General features: G+C 32.9%; 17 protein-coding genes and 4 pseudogenes. 7 read left to right on the plus strand and 14 right to left on the minus strand.

The genetic code is table 11. The annotated features are described in order from the left end of the window. The first annotated feature begins 32 nt into the window (after positions 1-32). From mutS to OEI98_RS06855, 7 genes and pseudogenes are all read left to right on the plus strand, one after another. Entirely contained in the window at positions 33-2,636 is a 2,604-nt protein-coding gene (gene mutS / locus OEI98_RS06820) for a DNA mismatch repair protein MutS (protein ID WP_004396260.1), read from the plus strand. Further along, positions 2,633-4,470 (plus strand): annotated as a pseudogene (gene mutL, locus OEI98_RS15055) (DNA mismatch repair endonuclease MutL). Before mutS ends, mutL begins: the two are co-directional and overlap by 4 nt. Positions 4,471-4,485: 15 nt before the next feature. Then, complete coding sequence (gene miaA / locus OEI98_RS06835) at positions 4,486-5,433, plus strand: tRNA (adenosine(37)-N6)-dimethylallyltransferase MiaA (RefSeq protein ID WP_004396255.1); 948 nt, start codon at positions 4,486-4,488, stop codon at positions 5,431-5,433. Positions 5,434-5,475: 42 nt separating this feature from the next. Further along, a complete protein-coding gene (gene hfq / locus OEI98_RS06840; protein ID WP_003869105.1) occupies positions 5,476-5,736 on the plus strand; it encodes an RNA chaperone Hfq in 261 nt (86 codons plus the stop codon). A gap of 70 nt (positions 5,737-5,806) precedes the next feature. Further along, positions 5,807-6,601: a pyrroline-5-carboxylate reductase gene (gene proC / locus OEI98_RS06845; protein ID WP_003869106.1), complete on the plus strand. Its 795-nt coding sequence runs from the start codon at positions 5,807-5,809 to the stop codon at positions 6,599-6,601. A gap of 2 nt (positions 6,602-6,603) precedes the next feature. Further along, positions 6,604-7,062 (plus strand): ribonuclease HI, encoded by a 459-nt coding sequence (rnhA, locus tag OEI98_RS06850; RefSeq protein ID WP_014062866.1) that lies wholly within the window; start codon positions 6,604-6,606, stop codon positions 7,060-7,062. Between the two features lie 175 nt (positions 7,063-7,237). Further along, positions 7,238-8,229, plus strand: a pseudogene (locus OEI98_RS06855) (tyrosine recombinase XerC). Positions 8,230-8,278: 49 nt separating this feature from the next. Here OEI98_RS06855 and OEI98_RS06860 read toward each other — a convergent pair. The 14 genes and pseudogenes from OEI98_RS06860 to OEI98_RS06925 all read right to left on the minus strand — a co-directional run bounded on the left by OEI98_RS06860 (position 8,279) and on the right by OEI98_RS06925 (position 23,930). Continuing rightward, positions 8,279-9,553, minus strand: coding sequence for an aminotransferase class I/II-fold pyridoxal phosphate-dependent enzyme (locus OEI98_RS06860; RefSeq protein ID WP_004396245.1), 1,275 nt, complete (start codon positions 9,551-9,553; stop codon positions 8,279-8,281). 4 nt (positions 9,554-9,557) lie between these two features. Further along, positions 9,558-10,452, minus strand: a pseudogene (gene spoVK, locus OEI98_RS06865) (stage V sporulation protein K). 69 nt (positions 10,453-10,521) lie between these two features. Further along, positions 10,522-11,943, minus strand: a complete 1,422-nt coding sequence (gene purB / locus OEI98_RS06870) for an adenylosuccinate lyase (RefSeq protein WP_266040400.1) — start codon at positions 11,941-11,943, stop codon at positions 10,522-10,524. A gap of 13 nt (positions 11,944-11,956) precedes the next feature. Beyond that, positions 11,957-13,144, minus strand: a complete 1,188-nt coding sequence (locus OEI98_RS06875; RefSeq protein ID WP_266040402.1) for a pyridoxal phosphate-dependent aminotransferase — start codon at positions 13,142-13,144, stop codon at positions 11,957-11,959. Positions 13,145-13,199: 55 nt separating this feature from the next. Further along, positions 13,200-14,036: a PHP domain-containing protein gene (locus tag OEI98_RS06880; RefSeq protein WP_266040404.1), complete on the minus strand. Its 837-nt coding sequence runs from the start codon at positions 14,034-14,036 to the stop codon at positions 13,200-13,202. Positions 14,037-14,105: 69 nt separating this feature from the next. Beyond that, entirely contained in the window at positions 14,106-14,366 is a 261-nt protein-coding gene (locus OEI98_RS06885) for a stage V sporulation protein S (protein WP_003866776.1), read from the minus strand. A gap of 72 nt (positions 14,367-14,438) precedes the next feature. Beyond that, positions 14,439-15,218, minus strand: coding sequence for a TIGR00282 family metallophosphoesterase (locus OEI98_RS06890; RefSeq protein ID WP_004396228.1), 780 nt, complete (start codon positions 15,216-15,218; stop codon positions 14,439-14,441). Between the two features lie 126 nt (positions 15,219-15,344). Further along, positions 15,345-16,871: a ribonuclease Y gene (rny, locus tag OEI98_RS06895; protein ID WP_266040409.1), complete on the minus strand. Its 1,527-nt coding sequence runs from the start codon at positions 16,869-16,871 to the stop codon at positions 15,345-15,347. Between the two features lie 79 nt (positions 16,872-16,950). Then, positions 16,951-17,552: pseudogene (locus OEI98_RS06900) on the minus strand (regulatory protein RecX). 43 nt (positions 17,553-17,595) lie between these two features. Next, positions 17,596-18,621, minus strand: a complete 1,026-nt coding sequence (gene recA, locus OEI98_RS06905; RefSeq protein WP_003869117.1) for a recombinase RecA — start codon at positions 18,619-18,621, stop codon at positions 17,596-17,598. Positions 18,622-18,685: 64 nt separating this feature from the next. Beyond that, positions 18,686-19,927 (minus strand): competence/damage-inducible protein A, encoded by a 1,242-nt coding sequence (locus OEI98_RS06910; RefSeq protein ID WP_003869118.1) that lies wholly within the window; start codon positions 19,925-19,927, stop codon positions 18,686-18,688. A gap of 13 nt (positions 19,928-19,940) precedes the next feature. Then, a complete protein-coding gene (pgsA, locus tag OEI98_RS06915) occupies positions 19,941-20,477 on the minus strand; it encodes a CDP-diacylglycerol--glycerol-3-phosphate 3-phosphatidyltransferase (RefSeq protein ID WP_004396226.1) in 537 nt (178 codons plus the stop codon). Then, positions 20,477-21,787 (minus strand): 30S ribosomal protein S12 methylthiotransferase RimO, encoded by a 1,311-nt coding sequence (rimO, locus tag OEI98_RS06920; protein ID WP_003869120.1) that lies wholly within the window; start codon positions 21,785-21,787, stop codon positions 20,477-20,479. The genes pgsA and rimO overlap by 1 nt, the downstream gene beginning before the upstream one ends. A gap of 13 nt (positions 21,788-21,800) precedes the next feature. Then, positions 21,801-23,930 (minus strand): FtsK/SpoIIIE family DNA translocase, encoded by a 2,130-nt coding sequence (locus tag OEI98_RS06925; RefSeq protein ID WP_266040417.1) that lies wholly within the window; start codon positions 23,928-23,930, stop codon positions 21,801-21,803. Between the last annotated feature and the right edge of the window lie 93 nt (positions 23,931-24,023).

Here is a 24,023-nt window from a genome sequence, read left to right on the forward strand (position 1 = left end):
ATATAATAAAGAGGAGTCGGAGGTGCAAAAAAATGGCCGTCACTCCAATGATGGAACAATACCTTAAAATAAAAGAAAAATATAAAGATGCAATACTCTTTTTCCGCCTAGGAGATTTTTATGAGATGTTTTACGAAGATGCGGAAATTGCTGCTAAAGAGCTTGAAATAGCTTTGACAGGGAGAGACGCAGGAACGGAAGAAAGAGCCCCAATGGCTGGTGTTCCTTACCATGCAGCAGACTTTTATATAGACAAGTTGATAAAGAAAGGATATAAAGTTGCTATTTGTGAACAATTAGAAGACCCTGCAAAAGCAAAAGGATTGGTAAAAAGAGATGTAGTAAGAATATATACTCCGGGGACAATAATAAATCCTGAATCAATGGATGAAAAAACAAATAACTACCTTGTGTCTGTTTTTAAAGGAAGGGACAATTATGGAATTTGTGCTGTTGATGTAACAACGGGAGATTTATACGCTACAGAACTTAAAAATTGTAAAGACATTAAAAGAGTTTATGATGAAATAACAAAGTATGCTCCTTCAGAAATAATCGCTAATGAAGATTTTTTAAAAAATAATAAATACATAAAAATTTTCAAGAATAATAACTGTGCTGTAAATATCTATGAAAAGCAGCTTGACTATGAAGAAAAAATTAAATTAATAGAAACTCAATTTAATAAAAAATCCGAAGAATTAGGTATAAAAGATAAGCCTTATATGGCTAATTCGTTAGCGGCTCTTTTTAGCTATTTACAAGAATTACAAAAAACTGCTTTAAAGCATATAAACAAATTGCTTATATATGAAGATAACTCCTATATGGGATTAGACAGCAATGCAATAAAAAATTTAGAAATATTAGAGTCTAATAGAAACAAGTCAAAAAAAGGCTCTTTATTAGGAGTTTTAGATAAAACTGTAACTCCTATGGGAGGAAGGCTTTTAAAAAAATGGCTGGAAGAGCCTTTGCTTAACAAAGAGCACATTGATGCTCGACTGGAGGCAGTTGAAGAACTTTTTAATGATTATAAAAATCGCCAAGATTTAAAACAATTTTTAAACAAAATATACGATTTAGAAAGATTGGCCAGCAAAATTGTCTACCAGAGTATTAATCCAAAAGATTTTATTTCTATAAAGCTATCTCTGCAAAATTTGCCTTACATCAAAGAAATATTAGAAAAGTTCAATTCAAGGCTTTTAAAAGAGATATGCGAGAAATTTGATACTTTACAAGATATATACGAATTAATAGATAAGTCGATAAAAGATGACCCTTCTACTCAATTAAAAGAAGGAAATATCATAAAAGACGGGTATAATGAAACAGTAGATAAGCTAAGAAAGGCTTCAACAGAAGGTAAAAATTGGATCGCAAATCTTGAGGCTGAAGAAAGAGAAAAAACAGGCATTAAGAACTTGAGAATAGGTTACAACAAAGTTTTTGGCTATTATATTGAAGTTACAAAATCTAATATACCACAGGTTCCTGAAAGATACATACGAAAACAAACTTTGGCAAATGCAGAAAGGTATGTGACACCTGAGCTTAAAGAAATAGAAGAGACTATATTAGGAGCAGAAGAAAAATTAATTGAGCTTGAATATCAGCTTTTTAACGAAATAAGAGAAAAAGTAGAACTACAAATTGTAAGAATACAAAACACAGCAAAATATATAGCCACAATAGATGTACTCATTTCCTTTGCAGAAGTTGCGGAAACAAATAGATATATAAAACCGATAGTAGATTATAGTGACAGAATAGTCATCAAGGAAGGGAGACATCCAGTAATAGAGACTATTTCTGATGAATCTTATGTAGCAAATGATATAGATATTGGTCCTGAAAATCCTATCATGATAATAACGGGACCTAATATGGCTGGTAAATCTACTTACATGAGACAGGTTGCTTTAATTGTACTGATGGCGCAGATAGGCTCTTTTGTCCCTGCTTCTTACACTAAAATTGGAATTGTAGATAAGATCTTTACAAGAGTAGGAGCATCCGACGACATCTTTGCAGGACAGAGTACCTTTATGGTGGAAATGTCTGAAGTGGCAAATATATTAAAATCTGCCACTAGTAAAAGTTTGATAATACTAGATGAGGTAGGAAGAGGTACAAGCACTTATGATGGTATGAGTATAGCTCATGCAGTTATTGAATATATTCATGAAAAGATAAAGGCTAAAACTTTGTTCGCTACTCACTATCATGAATTGACAAAACTTGAAGGCAAGATGAGGGGAGTCAGGAATTATAATGTTTCAGTAGAAGAAAGAGAAGATGACATAATATTTTTACGAAAAATAGTACCTGGTGGCGCTGATAAAAGCTATGGAATACAAGTTTCAAAATTAGCAGGACTACCTTATAGCATTGTTGAAAGAGCAAAAGAGATATTGAACAGTTTGGAAAGTGATAAGGTCATAAAGTCCGAATTAGAAAATGCATCACAGCAACTTGCCTTTACTCAAATAGATATTTTTTCTACGGCAAAGGATTCGCTAATTGATGATATAGCCAATTGCGATGTGGACAACATGACTCCTATTCAAGCTCTAAATTATTTATATGAATTAAAGGAGAAGGCAATCTCCTTGAGGAGCGGAGTATTATGAATAAAATTCATCTTTTAGATGAAAAGACAATAAATAAAATTTCTGCAGGAGAAGTTGTTGAAAGACCTGCCTCTATAGTGAAAGAATTAATTGAAAATTCTATTGACGCTGGAAGCAAAAATATTACAGTGGAAATTTTAGAAGGTGGCATTCCTTATATAAAGGTATCTGACGACGGTTGTGGAATGAATGAAATAGACGCTATTTTAGCTTTTGAAAGGCACGCCACCAGCAAGATAAAATCTGACAATGACCTTTATAATATAGGGACATTAGGCTTTAGAGGAGAGGCCTTAGCTAGTATTGCGGCAGTTTCCCACGTAACTTTACAGACTAAAGAAGAAGGAGCTTTATTGGGTACTAAAGTTGTTGTGGAAGGTGGGAAGGTAGTAGAAAAAACCAATTGCGGTTGTGCAAAAGGATGTAGTATTGAAGTAAGAGATGTGTTTTTTAATACGCCGGCACGAAGGAAGTTTTTGAAACGTCCTTCAACAGAGACTATGTATATAACTGATGTTGTAACTAAATTGTGCCTTTCCCATCCTGAAGTTTCTTTTAAATATGTAAAAGACAGGAAACTGCAGTTTATAACATCAGGCAATGGAAATATAGAAGATGCAATTTTGAGGCTTTTTGGAAATGAAGTCTACTCTTCTCTTATGTCAGCTTCTTTTGAAAGTGAAGATTTGAAATTAAAGATTTTAGCAGGTAAAAATTCTTTAAATTATTCAAATAGGAATATGCAATTTTTCTATGTAAATGGAAGATACGTAAAAAATAAAACCCTCTCAGCCGCTATCGATGAAGCTTTTAAGACTTATATACCTGTAAATCGATATCCTGCCGTTTTTTTGTACATGGAAATAGACCCAAGGCAAATTGATGTGAATATACATCCTTCAAAATTAGAGATAAAATTTTCAGATGAAAGAAGAATTTTTGAAGCTGTTTATAAAACTATAAAGAATAGCCTTCATAAATACAACTTAATACCAGAAGTAAAAATTGAAGAAAAGAAGAATATCTTTAAAATTGAAACTCCAACTATTTCAGCTGAGCAGACGAAATTATACTTTACTTCTTCTGATAAAGAAGTAGAAAAGGAAAAAAGAAATTTGACAATGAATTTAAAGGTCAGAACGTCTTTTTAAAAGATAATGTATTAAAAGAAAATAGTAAAAATAGTAGTTTAGATAACCATTTGGCTGTTTATGAGGAGTATGAAAAAGAAGAAGTAAATAAAAATGACCTTGCTAAAAAAATAAGTGACATAAAAATAGTGGGCACATTATTTTCTACTTATATAATCGTAGAAAGGGAAGATGTATTCTATATAATTGACCAACATGCTGCCCACGAAAGGATTTTATATGAAAAATTTACTTCCCAATATGAAAAAATTCAAACAAGGCAGGTAACATTTCCTATTGTAGTAGAATTACAACCAGGAGATTTAGAACTTGTTCATCAAGAAAAAGAGCTTTTAAATAAATTAGGTTATGTATTTGAGGAATTTGGGAACAATTCTATAATATTAAGAGAGGTGCCTGTAATTTTAGGACAGCCAGAAGCAAGGCAGTTATTTATAGATATAGTGGAAAAACTTAAAGATAAGGAACTTATCAATAAAATATCCTTAAAAGAAGAAAATATTATAATGATGGCTTGTAAAGCTGCAGTAAAAGCTATGGATAATTTATCTGAAAGAGAGATTTATAAACTCTTTGAGGATTTGAAGATTACAGAAAATCCTTACACCTGTCCTCACGGAAGACCTGTTATAATCGCTATAACAAAAACTCAGTTAGAAAAGATGTTTAAAAGAATTATGTAATATAAGGGTGATGGGATGGCTATACAAATTGTGCTTATTGTTGGGCCCACAGCCTCTGGCAAGTCTAAATTAGCAGTAGACGTGGCAAAAGAATTTAATGGAGAAATCATTTCTGCTGATTCTATGCAAGTTTATAAGTACATGGATGTTGGTACAGCAAAAATTACAAAGGAAGAAATGCAAGGCATCCCTCATTATTTGATAGATATTGTAGAGCCAAATCAAGAGTTTAGTGTAGCAGAATATGAAAAAAGAGCGAAAGAGATTATAAAGGATATTTACAAAAGAGGGAAACTTCCTATAATTGTAGGGGGAACTGGTTTATATATCAATTCAATAATTTACATCATGCACTTTTCTGATTTTGAAGGAAGCAAAGAATTTAGAGAGAAAATGAAAGAATTAGCAAATACTTATGGCAGTCAATATCTTTATGAGAAGTTAAAAAGTGTGGACCCAGAGGCAGCAAAAAAAATACATTCAAATGACATTAGAAGAATCATCAGAGCTTTAGAAGTTTATGAATTTACAGGCAAACCTATTTCTTACTATCAAAAAATGAGTGGTATGCGTTTAAATCTAGAGTATCAGCCTATAATGATAGGGCTTAATTTCAGAGACAGACAAATTTTATACGATAGAATTAATCAAAGAGTAGATGAAATGATAAAAAATAATTTGGTTGAAGAAGTGGTAAACTTGCTAAAAATCGGGTATAATAAAGACAGTACTGCTATGCAGGCTTTAGGATATAAAGAAATTGTCGAATATTTAAAAGGAGAGATTTCTTTAGAAGAAGCTGTTGAAAAGATTAAAAAAGGGACAAGGAGGTATGCAAAAAGACAGATCACCTGGTTTAAGGGTTATAACTTTATCAAATGGTTTTTTGTAGATGACTATAAAAATTATGAAGAACTCAAAAAAAATATTATTAAATATTTAGCAGGAAAATTAAATTTTTGATAGAATATAACTAATGATACATATTAAAGAAGGGGGATAAAGATGGCAAGTTCAAAAGCAGCTATTAATTTACAGGATATCTTTTTAAATCAAGTGAGAAAAGAGCATGTACCAGTAACTGTCTACTTAATCAATGGATTCCAATTAAAGGGTTTAGTGAAAGGATTTGATAATTTTACGGTGGTGTTGGAGTCAGAGAACAAACAGCAACTTCTTATCTACAAGCATGCTATTTCGACAATTACACCCCAAAAGCCTGTAATCTTCTCTGCTTCTGATAAGGATGAGAAGAAAGAAGAGTAAAAACAAAAAAACAGTATTAGGGTAACTAATACTGTTTTTTTGAAATAACAAAGTAGGGGAGTTTTTCAAGATGAAGATTGGTTTTATAGGAGTCGGCAATATGGGACTTGCTCTTATAAAGGGCATATTAAAGTCGGATTTTATAGACGCTGAGGATTTAATTCTTTATGATCCGGTGAAAGAAAAAACAGCGGGGTTAGAAAAAGAATTTGGTGTTATTGTTGCAAAAGACAATATTGACCTAACTGAAAAGTCAGATATTATCATTTTAGCAGTAAAACCTAATATTTACGATGCTGTATTAGAAGAAATAAAAGTAAAAGTAACTGATAAAAAAATAATAATTACTATAGCTCCGGGTATAACTATAAGTCATGTCAAAGATATTTTAAAAACGGGAAAGATAGTGAGAACAATACCTAATACTCCTGCTTTAATAGGAGAAGGTATTACTGCTATAAGTTATTCACAAGAGATACAGCGAGAGGATAAAGAGATTGTGGAGAAGATTTTTAAAACCTGTGGGGAAATTGTAGAAGTAGAAGAAAAGTTAATTGATGCTGCAATGGCTGTCTCTAGTTGTAGTCCAGCATTTGTGTACATGTTTATTGAAGCATTGGCAGATGGTGGTGTACTATTGGGATTACCAAGAGATGTTGCGTATAAATTAGCTTCAAAGGCTGTAGCTGGTGCAGGTAACATGGTATTAAAAACAGGTTTTCATCCTGGCCAATTAAAAGACATGGTAACATCTCCAGGTGGTACAACTATTGAAGGTATAAGGATTTTGGAAAAAAATGCAATGAGAAGTGCAGTGATTGAAGCAGTGGCTGCAGCATATCAAAAAACAAAGGGATTGAAGTAAAAATGTCAAATAATATCGATGTTGTTGAAATATACACAGATGGAGCTTGTAGCGGTAATCCTGGTCCAGGTGGCTGGGCAGCAGTTTTACTGTACAAAGGAACAAAAAAAGAAATATCCGGATTTGAAGAAAATACTACAAACAATAGAATGGAATTAAAAGCAGTAATAGAAGCTTTGAAAGCCTTAAAAAGGCCTTGTAAAGTTAATTTATATAGTGACAGTAGTTATGTAATAAATGCCTTTAAAGAAGGCTGGCTTGAAAAGTGGCAGAAAAACAATTGGCTAAAATCAGATAAAACTCCAGTAGAAAATCAAGAGTTATGGAAAGAGCTTTTAGAGGTTTCAAAAAGACATCAAATCAATTGGATTAAAGTAAAAGGTCATGCAGATAGTGAATACAATAATTTATGTGATAGACTGGCTACAGAGCAAATAAAAAGAAATACTAAAAAGTTATAAGAGTTTTAAGCTCAAGGAATCTTAGTTTAGTAAGGTTCCTTGAGCTTTTTAATAATTTTGAACGCAGTCTCTAAAGTAGCTTGATTTAAGCATTATATGTATGGTATTATATATACAAGTAATTATACGAAATAGTTATTTCGTATAATTAGAATTATAGAAAGGAGTTTTGAAAATGTCTAATGAAATTTCTAATAATACTTCTAATAATGCTTCTATTAAATATCCCCCTCTTCTTGAAGAATTTTTAAACTACTTCTCAACTGTAAAAGCCCGTTCTTATAATACTGTAAAAGCTTATGCTTATGATTTAGTTTTGTTTTTGCGCTTTTTAAAGCAAAGACGCGGAAAAGTTAGTCCTAATGTAGAATTTGATGAAATAGATATTTCTGATGTAGATGTTGATTTGATAGAATCTGTTGATTTAAACGACTTATACGCCTACCTTAACTTTGTAGCTAACGAAAGGTCTAATACTCCCCCTGCTCGTGCTCGAAAAGTAGCAAGTTTAAGGTCTTTTTATAATTATCTTTACAAAAAAGCTAAAGTGCTAAGCAAAAATCCTACTCAAGAATTAGAGTCGCCAAAACTTTCTGTAAGACAGCCTATTTACCTCACCCTTGATGAAAGCAAGAAGCTTTTAAATTCTATAGATGGGCCTTTTAAAGAAAGAGATTACGCTATTATCACTTTGTTTTTAAACTGTGGGCTCAGAGTTTCTGAACTGGTGAATATAAATCTAGACGACATAAAAGATGATAAACTAACTGTTATAGGAAAAGGAAATAAACAAAGAACAGTTTATTTAAATGATGCGTGTATTGATGCAATAAATACATATTTAGAAGTAAGGCCAAAAGAAGGAGTCAAAGATAAAAAGGCTTTGTTTTTGAGCAAAAGGCTTAAACGCATAAGTGTTAAAACTGTACAATATACCGTAAAAAAACATTTAAAAAATGCTAATTTAGAAGGAAAAAATATTCTGCCCATAAATTGCGCCATACAGCCGCGACTTTGATGTACAGATATGGTAATGTAGATATAAGGACTTTACAAAAGCTCCTAGGGCATTCTAACGTGTCTACGACGCAAATTTATACCCATGTAGATGATTCGCAATTAAAAGAAGCTGTAAATAAAAACCCTTTATCACAAAAGGAAGATTGAAAATAAAATTCAAGAGGAAAGATTTTCCTCTTGAATTTTATTTTGTAGCTTATTCTTCTTTGTAAATATTATTTAAAGCAATAGCTATTGCCAATTTTACTTGAGGATAAGTAAGACCACCTTGCACGTATGCGATATAAGGTTCTCTTATAGGTGCATCTGCACTTAATTCTATAGAAGATCCTTGTATAAATCCTCCTGCTGCCATTATGACTTTATCCTGATATCCTGGCATGTCCCACGGCTCAGGAATTACATGAGAGTCTACTGGGGACCCCATTTGTATTCCCTGGATAAAAGATATCAACTCTTCAGCAGTTTTAAATTTGATAGCTTGAACTATGTCAGTTCTTTCTTCGTCATATTTTGGAGTAACTTCATAGCCTAAGTCTGACATAATTTTCGCTAAAAGAGCAGCTCCTTTTAAAGCTTGTCCTACCACTTGAGGTGCAAAAAATAACCCTTGTAAAATCAATCTATTTAAATCTAAAGAAGGACCTACCTCTTTTCCTATGCCAGGGGCATATAGCCTATAAGAAGCATTTTCAACTAATTCCTTTTTTCCTACTACATATCCACCTGTAGGGGCAATTCCCCCACCTATGTTTTTTATAAGAGAACCTGCTATAATGTCGGCTCCTACTTCTGTTGGTTCTTTTATCTCAGTAAATTCTCCATAGCAATTATCTACAAATATGATTACATCTTCTTTTACCTTTTTAATTTCACCAATTGCCTTTTCTATATCTTCTATCTTCAAAGACTTTCTATAGTCATACCCTTTTGATCGTTGAATCATCACCATTTTAGTTTTTGAGGTTATTGCTTTTTTTACACTTTCTATATCTATTTTTCCATCATTAAGGAGGGGAATTTCTTTATATATAACTCCGTATTCTTTTAAACTTCCCCTCCCCTCCCCTTTTATCCCTATTACTTCTTCTAACGTATCATAAGGCCTCCCACAAGCCGAAATTAGCTCTTCATTTGGTTTTAAATTGCCAAATAGACATAATGCTATAGCATGAGTTCCAGATACGATTTGAGGCCTTACTAAAGCGTCTTCTGCGGCAAATATTCCTGCATATATTTTTTCGATTGTCTCTCGCCCGATGTCACCATATCCATAGCCAGTTGTGCCATTAAAATGGATATCGCTTAATTTGTTCTTTTGGAAATGATATATGACCTTATACTGATTGTACTCTACAGTCTTATCAATCTTTCTAAATACAGGATAACAATCTTTTTCTGCTTTTTCTATAACTTCGATTATTTTTGAGTTTATATGGAAATTGTTCTGCAAAAATTTTTTTGTGTCCATTTTCTCAGTCCTCTCTAATGTCTATACTGTCTATTGTTATTAAATCTTCTTTGGTTATATTTATTTTGTTTAAAACTCTTACAGCCTGTTTTCTAATTGCTCTTTCTATGATATTCCTTACAAGGCGCGTTTCCTATTTCTCTTGAATTGTCGTCACGAATCAATATTTTCATTAATTTTCTCTTTGCACTTTCTGTAAGCTTATATTGCCTGTTTTTTACCATGACTTCCGCAATCTGAAGAAGTTCATCTATAGTATAATCAGGAAAATCTATCTGGATTGGAAACCTGGAGCGAAGTCCGGGATTGGTATTTAAAAAATATTCCATTTCGTGTTTGTAACCTGCTAATATAAGTATAAATTTACTCCTATTGTCTTCCATTTCTTTGACAAGAGTATCAATAGCTTCTTTGCCAAAGTCTTTTTCTCCACCCCTTGCCAAAGAATAAGCTTCATCTACAAACAAAATTCCTCCCAAAGCTTTTTTTACATTTTCACGGACTCTGTGAGCAGTATGTCCTATGTATTCTCCTACTAGATCAGCTCTCTCTACTTCAACTACATGGCCTTTTTCTAAAACTCCTATACTTTTTAAAAGTTTTCCTAATATCCTTGCTACAGTAGTTTTGCCTGTTCCTGGATTACCTTTAAATATCATATGTAATACTATAGGTTCAGTGGCTAATCCTTCCTTTTTACGCTTTATTTGCAGTTGCGAGAAAGCGTAAATTTCTTGTATAATTTCTTTCACTTTATTAAGGCCTATCAAAGAATTTAGCTCTTTTAAAGCTTCTTCTTGTAATTTTTTATCATCTACAGTTGTTGTGACTTCTTTAGGTTTATCTTCTGACTTTTTTTCTATTTTATATCCTTCAAAGAAAACTGGCCATATTCCCATCTACCACCACATCCCAATACCATTTTTATTGTTATTCTATGATATTGGGATGTGGAAAGTGAACGAATTTTACACTTCTACTTTTGCTTCTACATCTTCTTTAAAATCTGCTAAAATAGGGTTTACAATTTCCTTAATGTATTCTTCAGTCTGGCTTACAGCTCTTCCGGTAAATTTTATAGGGTCAACTAATTCTTTAATTTCTTCTTGGGAAAGTTTAAATCTTTGGTCATTTTGTATATAATCAAGCAACCTATTTTCTTCTCCATTTTTAACTTCTTCTGCCGCTTTTAAGGAGTATACTCTTATAGCTTCATGTAACTCTTGTCTGTCCCCACCTTTAAGTACAGCTTCCATTAAAATCTTTTCTGTAGCCATAAAAGGCAATTCCGTCATCACATTTTTTTCAATTACTTTTTTGTTTACTTTTAAACCAGACGCAATGTTGATATAAAGATTTAATATAGCATCTGTGGCAAGGAACATTTCGGGTATTACAATTCGTCTGTTAGCTGAATCATCTAAAGTTCTTTCAAACCATTGAGCAGAAGAAGTAATAGATGCATTTAAAAGTGTGACAATAACATACCTACTTAAAGCTGCCATTCTCTCGCTTCTCATAGGATTTCTTTTATAAGCCATCGCAGAGGAACCTATTTGTTTTTCTTCAAAAGGTTCTTCAATTTCTCTCAAATGTTGTAAAAGCCTTAGGTCATTGCTGAATTTGTGAGCACTTTGAGCAATACCGCTCAATACAGACAAGAGCATAAAGTCATATTTTCTCGTATAAGTTTGTCCTGTCACAGGGAAGGACTTTTTATATCCCATTTTTTCTACTACTAATCTGTCTAGCTCTTTTACTTTTTCTTCATCACAACCAAAAAGTTCCATAAAACTTGCTTGTGTACCAGTGGTGCCTTTTACTCCTCTTAACATTATGTTTTCTCTTCTATATCTTAAATCTTGTAAATCGAGAATTAAATCTTGTATCCAAAGGCATGCTCTTTTACCAACCGTAGTAAGTTGAGCTGGTTGAAAGTGAGTATAACCTAAAGTAGGTAAATCTTTATATTTTAAAGCAAATTCGGATAGAACTTTTATTACTTTAAGAAGCTTCTTTTCAATTAGCTTAAAAGCCTTATCCATCAAAATAATGTCTGTATTGTCATCTACAAAAGCAGAGGTAGCTCCTAAATGGATTATAGGTTTTGCTTTGGGACACAAAAGACCATAGGCATGTATGTGAGCCATAACATCATGTCGAAATTCTCTTTCGAATTTTTCCGCATCTTCATAGTTTATGTTGTCTATATTTTCTTCCATTTCTTTAATCTGCTCATCTGTAATATTGAGCCCTAATTCTTTTTCGCTTTTTGCCAAAGCTACCCATAATCTTCGCCAAGTTTTAAATTTTTCGTCGTCAGAGAAGATTTGGGCCATTTCTTTGCTAGCATATCTTGTTATTAACGGATTCTGATAAGTATCTCGCATATTTACCTCCTCATTATGCTTTATTTAAAAATTCTTCGATTCTATTTAAGCCTTTTTCAATATTTTCAATGGAAGTAGCATAAGAAATCCTAATGTAATTGTCCATTCCGAAGGGCAAAGCAGGAACAACTGCTACATTTGCTCCTTCAATTAAAGCATTTGCAAAATCTATGGAACCTCTAATAATTTTTCCTTTTATTTCTTTCCCAATGTATTCGTCTATATTTACCATTACATAAAAAGCCCCTTGAGGTTTATTTGATTTCAATCCCTTTATTTTATTTATCCTTTCTACCATATAAATTCTTCTTTTATTGAATTCTTCTGCCATTCTTTTAATAACAGTTTCATCTCCTGATAAAGCGGCTACACTGGCATATTGAGCAATTGAATTGGGATTTGAGGTGGTGTGACTTTGAATGTTTGACATAACCTTTGCAATTTCTAAAGAAGAAGCAGTATATCCAATTCTCCATCCTGTCATAGCATAAGCTTTAGACAAACCGTTTACCAAAATTGTCAGTTCTTTAATTTTTTCATTTAAAGAGGCGATACTGATGTGACTGCCTTCGTAAATTAATTTTTCGTATATTTCATCTGAAATGACAAAAATATTTGCTTCTTCAATAATTTTTGCAAGTTCTTCTAACTCTTCTTTAGTATACACTGAGCCAGTTGGATTGTTGGGGGTATTTAAAATTAAAGCTTTTGTCTTAGAGGTAATAGCATTTTTTAATTCTTCGGATGTAATTTTAAAGTCATTTTCTGCTTTTGTTTTTACAAAGACAGGCTTTCCATAAGCCAGCCTTACCATCTCAGGATAGCTTAACCAATAAGGTACAGGAATTATAACTTCGTCGCCAGGATTTAAAATTGCACAAAGAGCGTTATATATAGAGTGTTTAGCACCATTTGATATGACAATTTGGTCTGGTTGGTATTTAAGGCCGTTATCTTTTAAAAGCTTGTCGCATACTGCTTTTTTTAATTCGGAAATGCCTGAAGAAGGGGTGTATTTGGTATAGCCTTTTTTTATAGCGTCAATTGCAGCTTCTTTTATGTAATCAGGTGTATCAAAATCTGGCTCTCCTACTCCGAAGTCTATAACGTCTATGCCTTGAGCTTTTAGCTGTTTTGCCTTTGCAGTTATTTCTAATGTCATAGAAGGGGTAATTTGTAAGGCATTTTGGGATAAATCCAATTTTTACACCTCCAGAGGGTTTTGTTATATGAATCACAATATTATTTTAACTTAATTATTTTGATATTTCTACAAAATTTTTAGCTTTACTTTTCAATATTTTTACATATTCATAGTCTAACTTTATGGTTCCTAAAAGGTCTCTGCCATCTACTTCTATACCGTGAAAATCTGAGCCTCCAGTTATGATTAACTTGTATTTTTTAGCTTTGTTTAAATACTTTTCTATATCTTCGGTAGTGTGTTTTGAATGGTAAACTTCTATTCCGATTAAACCTTTTGGGGCTAATTCCTCAATAATACTATCATCTTGAAGTAACCCGGGATGAGCTAAAACAGGAACACCTCCATTTTCTAAAATAAGGTTTATTGCTTCAAAAGGAGTGATTCTGTATCTTTCTACATAAGCAGGAGCACCCACTCCTATGTATTTTTCAAAGGCTTCTTTTACACTTTCTACATAATTCTTTTTTACCATGGCTCTTGCTATATGAGGTCTTCCTATGAATTTTTCACTTGTGAATTCCAATACGTCTTCTATAGAAATATCAATTCCTAATTCATTTAATTCTTTTAAAATCGCTTTGGCTCTGTCATCTCTCAGCTTTTTCATCTCTTCTAATTTTTCAGTAAAATTTTTATCGTGATAATTTATAAAATAACCTAAAATGTGAATTTCTTGATCTTGATAATAACAATTAAATTCAATTCCAGGGATAACTTCTATTTCATATCTCGAAGAAGCTCCTATGGCTTCCTCTAATCCATCAATCGTATCATGATCTGTCAGAGAAATACAACTAAGTCCGTGTTCTTTTGCCAATCGAACTACTTCAGAAGGTGAATTAGTTCCATCAGAAGCTTTTGAATGCATGTGAAGGTCTGCAAACATTATATCCCAACCTTTCTTCTAAATTTTACCTTTACAATTTAAAATAACCTGCAAAATGCAGGTTATTTTTTATCGTGGCTCTACAATTAACTTTATTGCTGTCCTTTCTTCACCGTCTATTTCAATGTCTGTAAAAGCAGGAATGCAAATTAAGTCAATCCCGCTTGGTGCTACAAAACCCCTCGCAATTGCAACAGCTTTTACAGCTTGATTTATTGCACCTGCACCTATTGCTTGTACTTCTGCACCTCCACGCTCCCTTAACACCCCTGCCAACGCTCCTGCTACAGCGTTTGGATTAGATTTTGCTGAAACTTTTAACACTTCCATTGTTTTTCCCCCTTAAAAACAAATGATTTTCTCTTTGTTAATATTCTACATTTGTTTTAAAAATCCTCCTTTTTATGCATAAATTTTATTAATCCGTTCTATGCTATAGCATTTTCCTGTTATTTCATTAACAGAAATTACAATGGCATTTATTTGGGCAGGACCTTTTGCAACTTCAAAGCGTACAGGTACAGAAGATGTAAATTTTTTAATTATTAATTCTTTATCTATTCCCAATATAGAATCACTAGGACCTGTCATGCCAACATCAGTTATGTAAGCTGTCCCATTTTGTAATATTTTCTCATCTGCCGTTTGTACATGAGTATGAGTGCCAAAAACACAACTTACTTTTCCGTCTAAAAAATATCCCATTGCTATTTTTTCAGAAGTAGCTTCTGCATGAAAATCTACGAGGATTATATTCGTCTCTTTTTTTAATTTTTCTATTTCTTCTAAGGCGACAAAGAAAGGATTTCTATTGCAAGGCATAAAGGTAGTTCCCTGCAAATTTATAATACCAATTTTTGTATTTTTAAAATTAAGTGCTATAGATCCTCTGCCAGGTGTTTCCTCTAAATAATTGGCAGGTCTTACAATTCGCATTTCTTCATCAATAAATTTTAATATTTCTTTTTGATCCCACACGTGATTTCCCATTGTTAATGCAGAAATTCCCATTTCAAAAAGTTCATCAGCAACTTTGCGAGTCAGTCCATTTCCTCCGGCAGCATTTTCTCCATTCGCTATAACTATGTCAATATTATATTCTGATATTAATTCTTGTAAGTGCTCTTTTAATATGTTTCTACCTGGTCTTCCAACTATATCGCCGATGATAAGTATCTTCATTCTTAACCTCCAAAAAATAATTTTCTTAAACTTATTATTACACAAACCTGGCTATTAAAACAATAGCTAATAAAAATTTATGATGAAACTTTTAAAGCGTGCTCATCGCACGCTTTTTTCAATCCTTTATTTTGCATAATCTACAGCTACTGTCTCTCTTATGACAGTCACTTTGATTTGACCTGGATATTCAACTTCTTCCTCAATTTTTTTGCTTATATTTCGCGCCAAAATGACAATATCATCATCATTGACAATTTCAGGTTTTACCATTATTCTGATTTCTCTTCCTGCTTGTATAGCATAAGACTTTTCTACACCTTCAAAAGAATTAGCAATTTGTTCTAACTTATCTAAACGCTTAATATAGGCTTCTAAAGCTTCCCGCCTTGCACCTGGCCTTGCAGCAGAGATAGCATCTGCCGCTTGTACTAATACTGCCTCAACAGTCTGAGGCTCTACATCATTATGATGAGCCATTATGGCATGAATGACAGCATCAGACTCATGATATCTTTTAGCTAGTTCTGCACCTATCATTACATGAGGGCCTTCCACCTCATGGTCTACGGCCTTACCTATATCGTGTAAAAGCCCTGCTCTTTTGGCAACTATGGCATCTGCACCTAATTCATAAGCCATAAGTCCTGCCAAATGAGCTACTTCGATTGAATGCTTTAAGACATTTTGCCCGTAGCTAGTTCTAAATTTAAGTCTTCCTAGTAACTTAATCAGCTCGGGATGCAAACCGTGAATTCCTACTTCAAAAACCGCTTCTTCTCCTGCTTTGATTATCATGTTGTCTACTTCTTTTTTAGCCTTTTCTACCATTTCCTCTATTCTTGCGGGATGTATTCGCCCATCTTCAATTAATTTTTCCAGCGCAATCCGCGCAACTTCTCTTCGTATAGGGTCAAAGCCTGAAATAACAACAGCCTCAGGAGTATCATCTATTATAAGGTCAATTCCCGTCAATGTCTCTATTGTCCTTATATTTCTACCTTCCCTACCTATTATGCGACCTTTCATTTCATCATTAGGAAGGGTAACAACAGACACAGTTGTTTCTGCAGCATGGTCAGCCGCACAACGTTGAATGGCATTGCTAATTATTTCCCTTGCTTTCATTTCTGCTTCTTCTTTAGCTTTGTTTTCCATTTCTTTAATCATTACAGCCATTTCATGTTGTATATCTTTTTGAACACTTTCTAATAAAATGGCTTTTGCTTCTTCACGGCTTAGTCCCGAAATTCTTTCTAATTCTTCTATTTCTTTTTGATGGAGTAAAGAAATTTGTTCTTCCAATTGTTGAATTTCTTTTTGTTTTTCTTCTAGAAGATTTTCTTTTTGTTCTAAAGTTTCGGCTCTTTTATCCAGGGTTTCTTCTTTTTGAAGGAGTCTTTTTTCTAAACGCTGTAATTCACCTCTGCGATCCCTTATCTCTTTTTCTAAATCAGTTCGCATGCGGTGAATCTCTTCTTTAGCTTCTAATAAGAGCTCTCTTTTTTTATTTTCAGCGTCTCTTTTTGCACTTTCTAATATGGTACGCGCTAAATTTTCTGCGCTTTTTATTTTAGATTCTGCAATAATCTTTCTTGCAAAATAACCAATTAGAAAGCCGACTGCTATTGCAATAAGTGCTGTGATTATCAATTCAACATGGCTAATACTCTTACACCTCCTTAGTAGTTATTCATATTTTATTTTAGACCCTTTTCAAAATTATGTCAAGTTATAAATCCTTTTCTTTCAAGGCATCGCTAATGTTTTCAATTTGAAAACCATTGTTGTAAAGATAGTTTTTTAACTTTTTAGTTTCTTCTTGGGATTTTAATTTTTTTTCAATTATTTTTTTATTATTTCAACTTCTTTTTCTTCAGGATAAAAATTGTTTAAACTTTCTTGGATCAATTCTTTACTAATTCCTTTTTTTACAAGTTCGTAATAAATTTTTCGCCTGCTATACAATTGGTTTATTTTTTGTTCTATAAATAATTTGGTATAAACTTCGTCATTGATATAGTTATAGCTTTTCAGCTTTTCAATAACACTTTTTATAATATTCTCTTCAAAACCTTTTATTTCAAGCTTTTGAGAAAGTTCTTTTTCTGTTAACATTTTTCTTGATAAAAGTTTAAATGCGTAGTCACTCGCTTGTCTTGTTGCAGTATAGTTTACATAATAATTATACTGTTCACTATCTAGTTCTTTTCCTTCCTCTATGCCTAAATAGATCAAATCTTCTAAATTGCAACTAAAGGCATATTCTCCATCTATGTAAACATTATATTGCGTTTTATTTTTTTTCTGCTTTTCTATAGTAGTTATTATCATGCTTATTTCTCCTTTTGTAATAAAATAACCCCACAATAAGGGGTCATTCTACTATTGCATCAGGGGAGGATTTTATTTTATTATAAGCTAGATTGAAATTTTCTCTAATTTTTCTTTCAATTTCATCTGCGATTTCTTTGTTTTCTTTTAAAAATTGCTTAGCGTTTTCTCTTCCTTGCCCTAATCGTATATCTCCATAGGAATACCAAGCACCACTTTTTTCAATTATGTCTATACTTGTGCCAATATCCAAAATGCTTCCTTCTCTTGAAATACCTTCTCCATACATTATATCGAATTCTGCTTGTTTAAAAGGCGGAGCAATTTTATTTTTTACAACTTTGACACGCGTTCTATTGCCGATTATCTCATTTCCCTGCTTTATTGCATCTACTTTTCTCACATCTAGTCTTATTGTGGCATAAAATTTCAGTGCTCTTCCTCCAGGGGTTGTTTCAGGATTTCCAAACATAACACCTACTTTCTCTCTAAGCTGGTTTATAAAGACCACAATAGTTTTAGACTTACTAGTAACCCCTGCTAATTTTCTCAAAGCTTGAGACATCAGTCTCGCTTGAAGCCCTACATGGCTATCTCCCATTTCACCATCAATCTCCGCCTTAGGTACTAAAGCAGCAACAGAGTCTATCACAATTATGTCAACAGCACCACTTCTAACAAGGGCTTCTGCAATTTCTAAGGCTTGTTCGCCCGTATCAGGCTGCGCCACCAATAAATCCTCAATATTGACCCCAAGATTTTTTGCATATACAGGATCAAGAGCATGTTCTGCATCTATAAAAGCACCCGTTCCTCCCATTTTTTGTGCTTCTGCTATCATATGTAGCGCTAAGGTAGTTTTTCCTGAAGACTCAGGGCCAAAAATTTCTATTATCCTTCCCCTTGGAACTCCTCCGACACCTAAAGCAATGTCTAATTCAAGAGAACCTGTAGGTATTACTTCTACATTCAATTTTGCAGTATCTCCCAATCTCATGATAGAGCCCTTGCCAAACTGCCTCTCTATCTGACTTATAGCCATTTCTAAAGCCTTTTGTTTTTCTATCATTTATTATTTACCTCCCAAGAATACAAGGTATTGTATTAAATTAATTATATATTAATGGACATAACTAGTCAATTTTTATTCCCAGAAGATATCTTCTTACAATGTCTAAAGCATGTAGTACTGTCCTTGTCCTTATTTTACTTCTATCACCACTTAACATTAGTTTTTTTACATAGACTTTTTCATTGGTAGCAAAACCCACATACACTAATCCTACGGGCTTTTCAGGTGTTCCACCTGTAGGTCCTGCAATTCCAGTAGTAGACAAACCAAAATCAGCATTGGCCAATTTTCTTATATTTTCTGCCATTTCTTTTGCTGTCTCATGGCTTACTGCTCCATAAGACTCTAAAGTAGATTTTCTAACCCCTAAGATATTTTCTTTAGCTTCATTGCTGTAAGAAACAACACCTAAATTAAAGACTTTTGAAGCCCCTGATACATCTGTTATCTTTTTTGCCAATAAACCACCTGTACAAGATTCAGAGACAGCAAGAGTTAATTTGTTTTTCTGTAGTAATTTTATCACGACTTCTTCCATTTCTTCCTCATCTACAGCGTATATATAGTCACCTATGATACCTCTAATCCTTGATTCCATATCCTCAATCATTTCTAAAATTTCTTTGTCATCATGTCCTTTTGCAGTTATTCTCAAAGTTACGTATCCATCACCTACTAAAGGAGCAACAGTAGGATTAGAATTAAACAAAAGAGGTTTTACCATTTCCTCTACTTTTGATTCACCTAAGCCAAATATTTTGATTACTCGAGACTTTATAGTTTCATTAGTTTTGCTTTTAAGATAAGGATATACAGATTCCTCAAACATCGGAATTAGCTCAGAAGGTGGACCAGGCAAAATTATGATGATTTTGTTATCTTTTTCTATTATACAGCCAGGAGCTGTTCCATTTTTATTTGGCAAGATTTTTGCACCTTCTGGGAAAAAGGCTTGTTTGAAGTTGTTCATGGTAGGTGTTTGTCCTATTTTTTCAAAAAATCTTATTATCTCTTCTTTTGCTTCTATGTTTTCTACAAGAGGAAGACCTAAAAAAGAAGCCACTGTCTCTTTTGTAATGTCATCAACAGTAGGGCCTAATCCACCTGTTGTTATTATAAGGTCAGAGCGGTTAAAAGCGATATTTAAACATTCTTTTAATCTTTCTTCGTTATCTCCAACGTTAGTATGGAAATATATATCTATACCTAAAAGAGCCAATTTTTCAGATAAATATTTGGCGTTAGTATTTAAAATTTGTCCTAATAAAAGCTCTGTGCCAACAGAAATAATTTCTCCTCTCAATTAAAACACCTCTTTAATCTTTGAATAAATTTTTAGATTTTATAATATAATCTACACCCGAATAAATTGTCAAAATTAAAGCTATATACACCATTATAGTGTCGAAAGGAAAATTTATAAGGCTAAAAGGGTAATTATTAAGCATCAGTGCAATTACTGCTATCATTTGAAAAGTAGTTTTGTATTTACCGTAATTGCTGGCAGCAATGACAATTCCCTTATCAGCAGCAACTGTCCTAATACCTGTTATTAAAAATTCCCTTGCTAATATAACTACTACAATCCAACTTTGAATGCGTCCCATTTGCACTAAGGCTATTAGAGCAGAAGAAACCATTATTTTGTCTACCAGTGGGTCCATAAATTTCCCAAAATTAGTTATTTGATTAAACTTTCTTGCCACATATCCATCAAATTTGTCGGTCAATGCTGCAAGTGAAAATATTCCTGCAGCTATAAAATCGTTGTAGGGACCTCTGACAAGCATAAAAAACATAAAAATAGGTATTAAAAAAAGTCTTAACATTGTAAGTTTGTTTGCTAAATTCATTAATATTCCCCCACCAAATCGTACTCATAGGCATCTGTTATAGTTGCTACCACAAAATCTCCAGCTTTGAGTTTTTTGTTGCTTTTTACATAAACAACACCATCAATCTCAGGGGCATCCATATAACTTCTGCCATAATATATTCCATCTTCAAAGCCTTCAATAAGTACCTCTAACTGCTTCCCCACTTTTGAAAGATTATGCTGATAAGAAATTTCTTTTTGTATCTCCATCAACTCTTGTTGTCTTTTAATTTTGACACTCTTTTTAATTTGAGGCTTCATATAATACGATTTAGTTCCCTCTTCTCGAGAATATGTGAAAACTCCTACTCTCTCAAATCTTTTTTCTTTTATGAACTGTTTTAAATCCTCAAATTCTTCTTCTGTCTCTCCAGGGAAGCCTACCATAAAAGTAGTGCGTATTACCATGTTTGGAATGCTACGCAATCTACTTATAACCTCTTCTATTTTTTGTCTATTAGTATTTCTATTCATTCTTTTTAGGACTTCATCATGAGAATGTTGTAGCGGAATATCAATATATTTTACTATTTTTTCATTGTTTTTTATCTCTTCAACAAGTTCTTCTGTTACACTATCAGGATATGCATAAAGTAACCTAATCCACTTTAAACCATCAATCTTAGAAATTTCTTTTAAAAGTTGGGGCAGCATAAATTTTTTATAAACGTCTACTCCATATTTTGTAGTGTCTTGAGCAATGAGTATAAGTTCTTTTGCACCTTTTTTGACGAGTTCCTCGGCTTCTCTAAGTATGTCCTCCATTTTGCGACTTCTGTATCTTCCTCTAATCTTTGGAATTATGCAAAAAGAACAAGCATTGCTGCAACCTTCTGCAATTTTTAAATAGGCGTAATAATTTGGCGTAGTTAAAATGCGCTGTATTCCTTCATCATTTAGTAAATTAGCGTGTCCATATTCTAAAACAGTTTTTCCTTTTTCTATTTCTTCTATTACTTCTGCAATTTTGGGGAAATCTCCAGTGCCAATTACTGCATCTAATTCGGGAAGTTCTTTTAATAATTCTTTATTATATCTTTCAGACAAGCAACCAGTTGCAATAAGGTATTTTAGCCTGCGGTTTTTGAGTTTTCCCATCTCAATGATGTACTCTATCGACTCTCTTTTTGCATCCTCTATAAAGCCACAAGTATTTATAATGAGTATGTCAGCTTTATTTTTATCATTTACTATGTTATAACCTTTTTCTTTTAAAATTGCTAACATTTTTTCCGAATCAACTGTGTTTTTGGGACATCCAAGGGATATAATTCCTACATTTTTCATCTGCATTTCCTTTCTATTTTAAGATTCTTCTAATATTTTTTATTTCTTCTTTTGATAGAAGAATTTGCCTTGGCTTAGAACCATCATAACCGCTTATAATACCTTTTTGCTCTAATTGATCTATAATTCGGGCAGCTCTCGCGTACCCAATTCTTAATCTTCTTTGTAACATTGAAATAGAAGCTTGCCCTGTTTCTAAAATTACAGAAATAGCATCTTCTAATAACTCATCCTCTTGTTGTTCAAAAATTTTTCCATTTGTCTTTTCCTCAATTTCTATTTCTTCGTACTGAGGCTTAGAATGATTTTTTAAGAAATTTACTACAGCTTCTACTTCTTCTTCAGAGATAAAAGCTCCTTGAATTCGCATAGGTTTTGCTGCTCCTATAGGGTTAAAAAGCATATCGCCTTTTCCTAAAAGTTTTTCTGCACCTGTCATATCCAAGATTGTTCTTGAGTCAATTTGAGAAGATACAGCAAAAGAAATCCTTGAAGGGATGTTGGCTTTAATAACTCCCGTTATTACATCAACAGAGGGTCTTTGGGTAGCAATGACCAAATGAATGCCAGCAGCTCTTGCCATTTGAGCTAACCTAAATATATATTCTTCTACTTCTGCAGGAGAGACCATCATTAAGTCAGAAAGCTCATCAATTATGATTACAATTTTATATAAGCTGTTTTCTTTGTATTTTTCGTTATAGCTGTCTATATCTCTAACTCCATATTGGGCAAATAAATTATAACGCTTAGTCATTTCTTGTACTGCCCAATTTAAGACACCGGCTGCCTTTTTAGGGTCTGTGACAACCGGAGTTAAGAGATGAGGAATGCCGTTGTAAATATTAAGTTCTACTACTTTTGGATCTATCAATATCATTTTCACCTGTTGTGGAGGGGCTTTGTATAACAAACTCACTATAAGAGAATTTATGCAAACACTTTTACCAGAACCTGTCGCACCTGCAATGAGCAAATGAGGCATTTTAGATAAATCTGCTATGACAATATTACCAGCGATATCCTTTCCTAAACCAATTGCTAAGCCTGATTTAAAATTTCTAAACTTTTTGCTATCTATTACTTCTCTCAAATATACTGGAGCTATTTTATCATTTGGGACTTCTATTCCAATAGCAGATTTACCAGGAATCGGCGCTTCTATTCTCACAGAAGGCGCAGCTAGACTTAAAGCAATGTCATCTGTTAAACTCACAATTCTGCTAACTTTGACTCCTGCACTAGGTTGCAATTCAAAACGAGTAATTGCAGGCCCCTTTGTCACTTGGATAACTTTTGCATCAACTCCGAAGTTTTTAAGGGTGTCTTCTATTTTTTTTACTTTCTCCATTAACACTTCATTTTTTATTTTTGGTGGGGGAATTGCCTCTTTTAAAAGGGTTATAGGAGGAGGAAGATACTCGCTTTCTATAACCTCTTCTTTATCTTTTGTACCTTTTTCATAGATTTTTCTTTCTTCTTCTACTTGTTCAATTATATCGATTGTTCTATTTTTATCTGTTATATTTTCTTCAATTAAAGGTGTGAAATCCTCCTGAGAAGTAGAGGTAGAAATTACTTCCTTCTCATGGTCTGTTTTTTTTATCTTTTTTTTACGTTGTTTAAACTTCTGATAGGAAGATTCCATCAGGTTTACGATAGATACATTTGTAATAAGCACTATAAAAATTGCCAAAGAAGAAAACAATAATATATAGCTTCCTGTGATACCCAAAAGTTTTACTAGAAAATATACCAGTAAGGCAGCAACAACTCCTCCACCCATATTGTTTATACCATTAGTGTAAGCAGCTAAGATATAATTTTTTAATCCTTCATTAGAAGGGAAATAATACAAATGATCTAAACTTATGAGGGTTAGAAAAAGTCCAAAAAGTGCTGCAGCTTTATGTAATTTTATAAAATCTCGATTATTAAAAAGAAACATCAACGCAAATACTAAAAGTAAAGCAGATACAACATAAGAACCTATCCCAAAAGAACCCTTTAAAAAAATTCCTATGTTTTTACCTATAGCACCAGTTGTATCTGTATAAAGGCTTAAAAAAGAAATAAGTGTAAAAGCCAAAAATATAATTCCAATGATTTCGTTTTTGAGAGACTTTTGTTTTTTATCAATCATATATACCACCTGTTTATAATTTCTTCTATAAAAATTTTAGTATTAATTATGTAAAATAGCAACAAAAAAATAGATGTGCTAATTTTTTAAACA

The sequence above is a fragment of the Thermoanaerobacter sp. RKWS2 genome (assembly GCF_026240795.1).
GTDB classification, from domain to species: Bacteria; Bacillota; Thermoanaerobacteria; order Thermoanaerobacterales; family Thermoanaerobacteraceae; genus Thermoanaerobacter; species Thermoanaerobacter ethanolicus.

Coding starts and splice junctions, on each gene's coding strand:
- miaA (WP_004396255.1), top strand. CDS start 4,486: ATGGCTATACAAATTGTGCTTATTGTTGGGCCCACAGCCTCTGGCAAG.
- rimO (WP_003869120.1), bottom strand. CDS start 21,787: ATGAAAAATGTAGGAATTATATCCCTTGGATGTCCCAAAAACACAGTT.
- proC (WP_003869106.1), top strand. CDS start 5,807: ATGAAGATTGGTTTTATAGGAGTCGGCAATATGGGACTTGCTCTTATA.
- OEI98_RS06885 (WP_003866776.1), bottom strand. CDS start 14,366: ATGGAAGTGTTAAAAGTTTCAGCAAAATCTAATCCAAACGCTGTAGCA.
- purB (WP_266040400.1), bottom strand. CDS start 11,943: ATGCGAGATACTTATCAGAATCCGTTAATAACAAGATATGCTAGCAAA.
- OEI98_RS06860 (WP_004396245.1), bottom strand. CDS start 9,553: ATGGACACAAAAAAATTTTTGCAGAACAATTTCCATATAAACTCAAAA.
- OEI98_RS06925 (WP_266040417.1), bottom strand. CDS start 23,930: ATGATTGATAAAAAACAAAAGTCTCTCAAAAACGAAATCATTGGAATT.
- pgsA (WP_004396226.1), bottom strand. CDS start 20,477: ATGAATTTAGCAAACAAACTTACAATGTTAAGACTTTTTTTAATACCT.
- rnhA (WP_014062866.1), top strand. CDS start 6,604: ATGTCAAATAATATCGATGTTGTTGAAATATACACAGATGGAGCTTGT.
- recA (WP_003869117.1), bottom strand. CDS start 18,621: ATGATAGAAAAACAAAAGGCTTTAGAAATGGCTATAAGTCAGATAGAG.
- mutS (WP_004396260.1), top strand. CDS start 33: ATGGCCGTCACTCCAATGATGGAACAATACCTTAAAATAAAAGAAAAA.
- OEI98_RS06890 (WP_004396228.1), bottom strand. CDS start 15,218: ATGAAGATACTTATCATCGGCGATATAGTTGGAAGACCAGGTAGAAAC.
- OEI98_RS06880 (WP_266040404.1), bottom strand. CDS start 14,036: ATGTTTGCAGACCTTCACATGCATTCAAAAGCTTCTGATGGAACTAAT.
- hfq (WP_003869105.1), top strand. CDS start 5,476: ATGGCAAGTTCAAAAGCAGCTATTAATTTACAGGATATCTTTTTAAAT.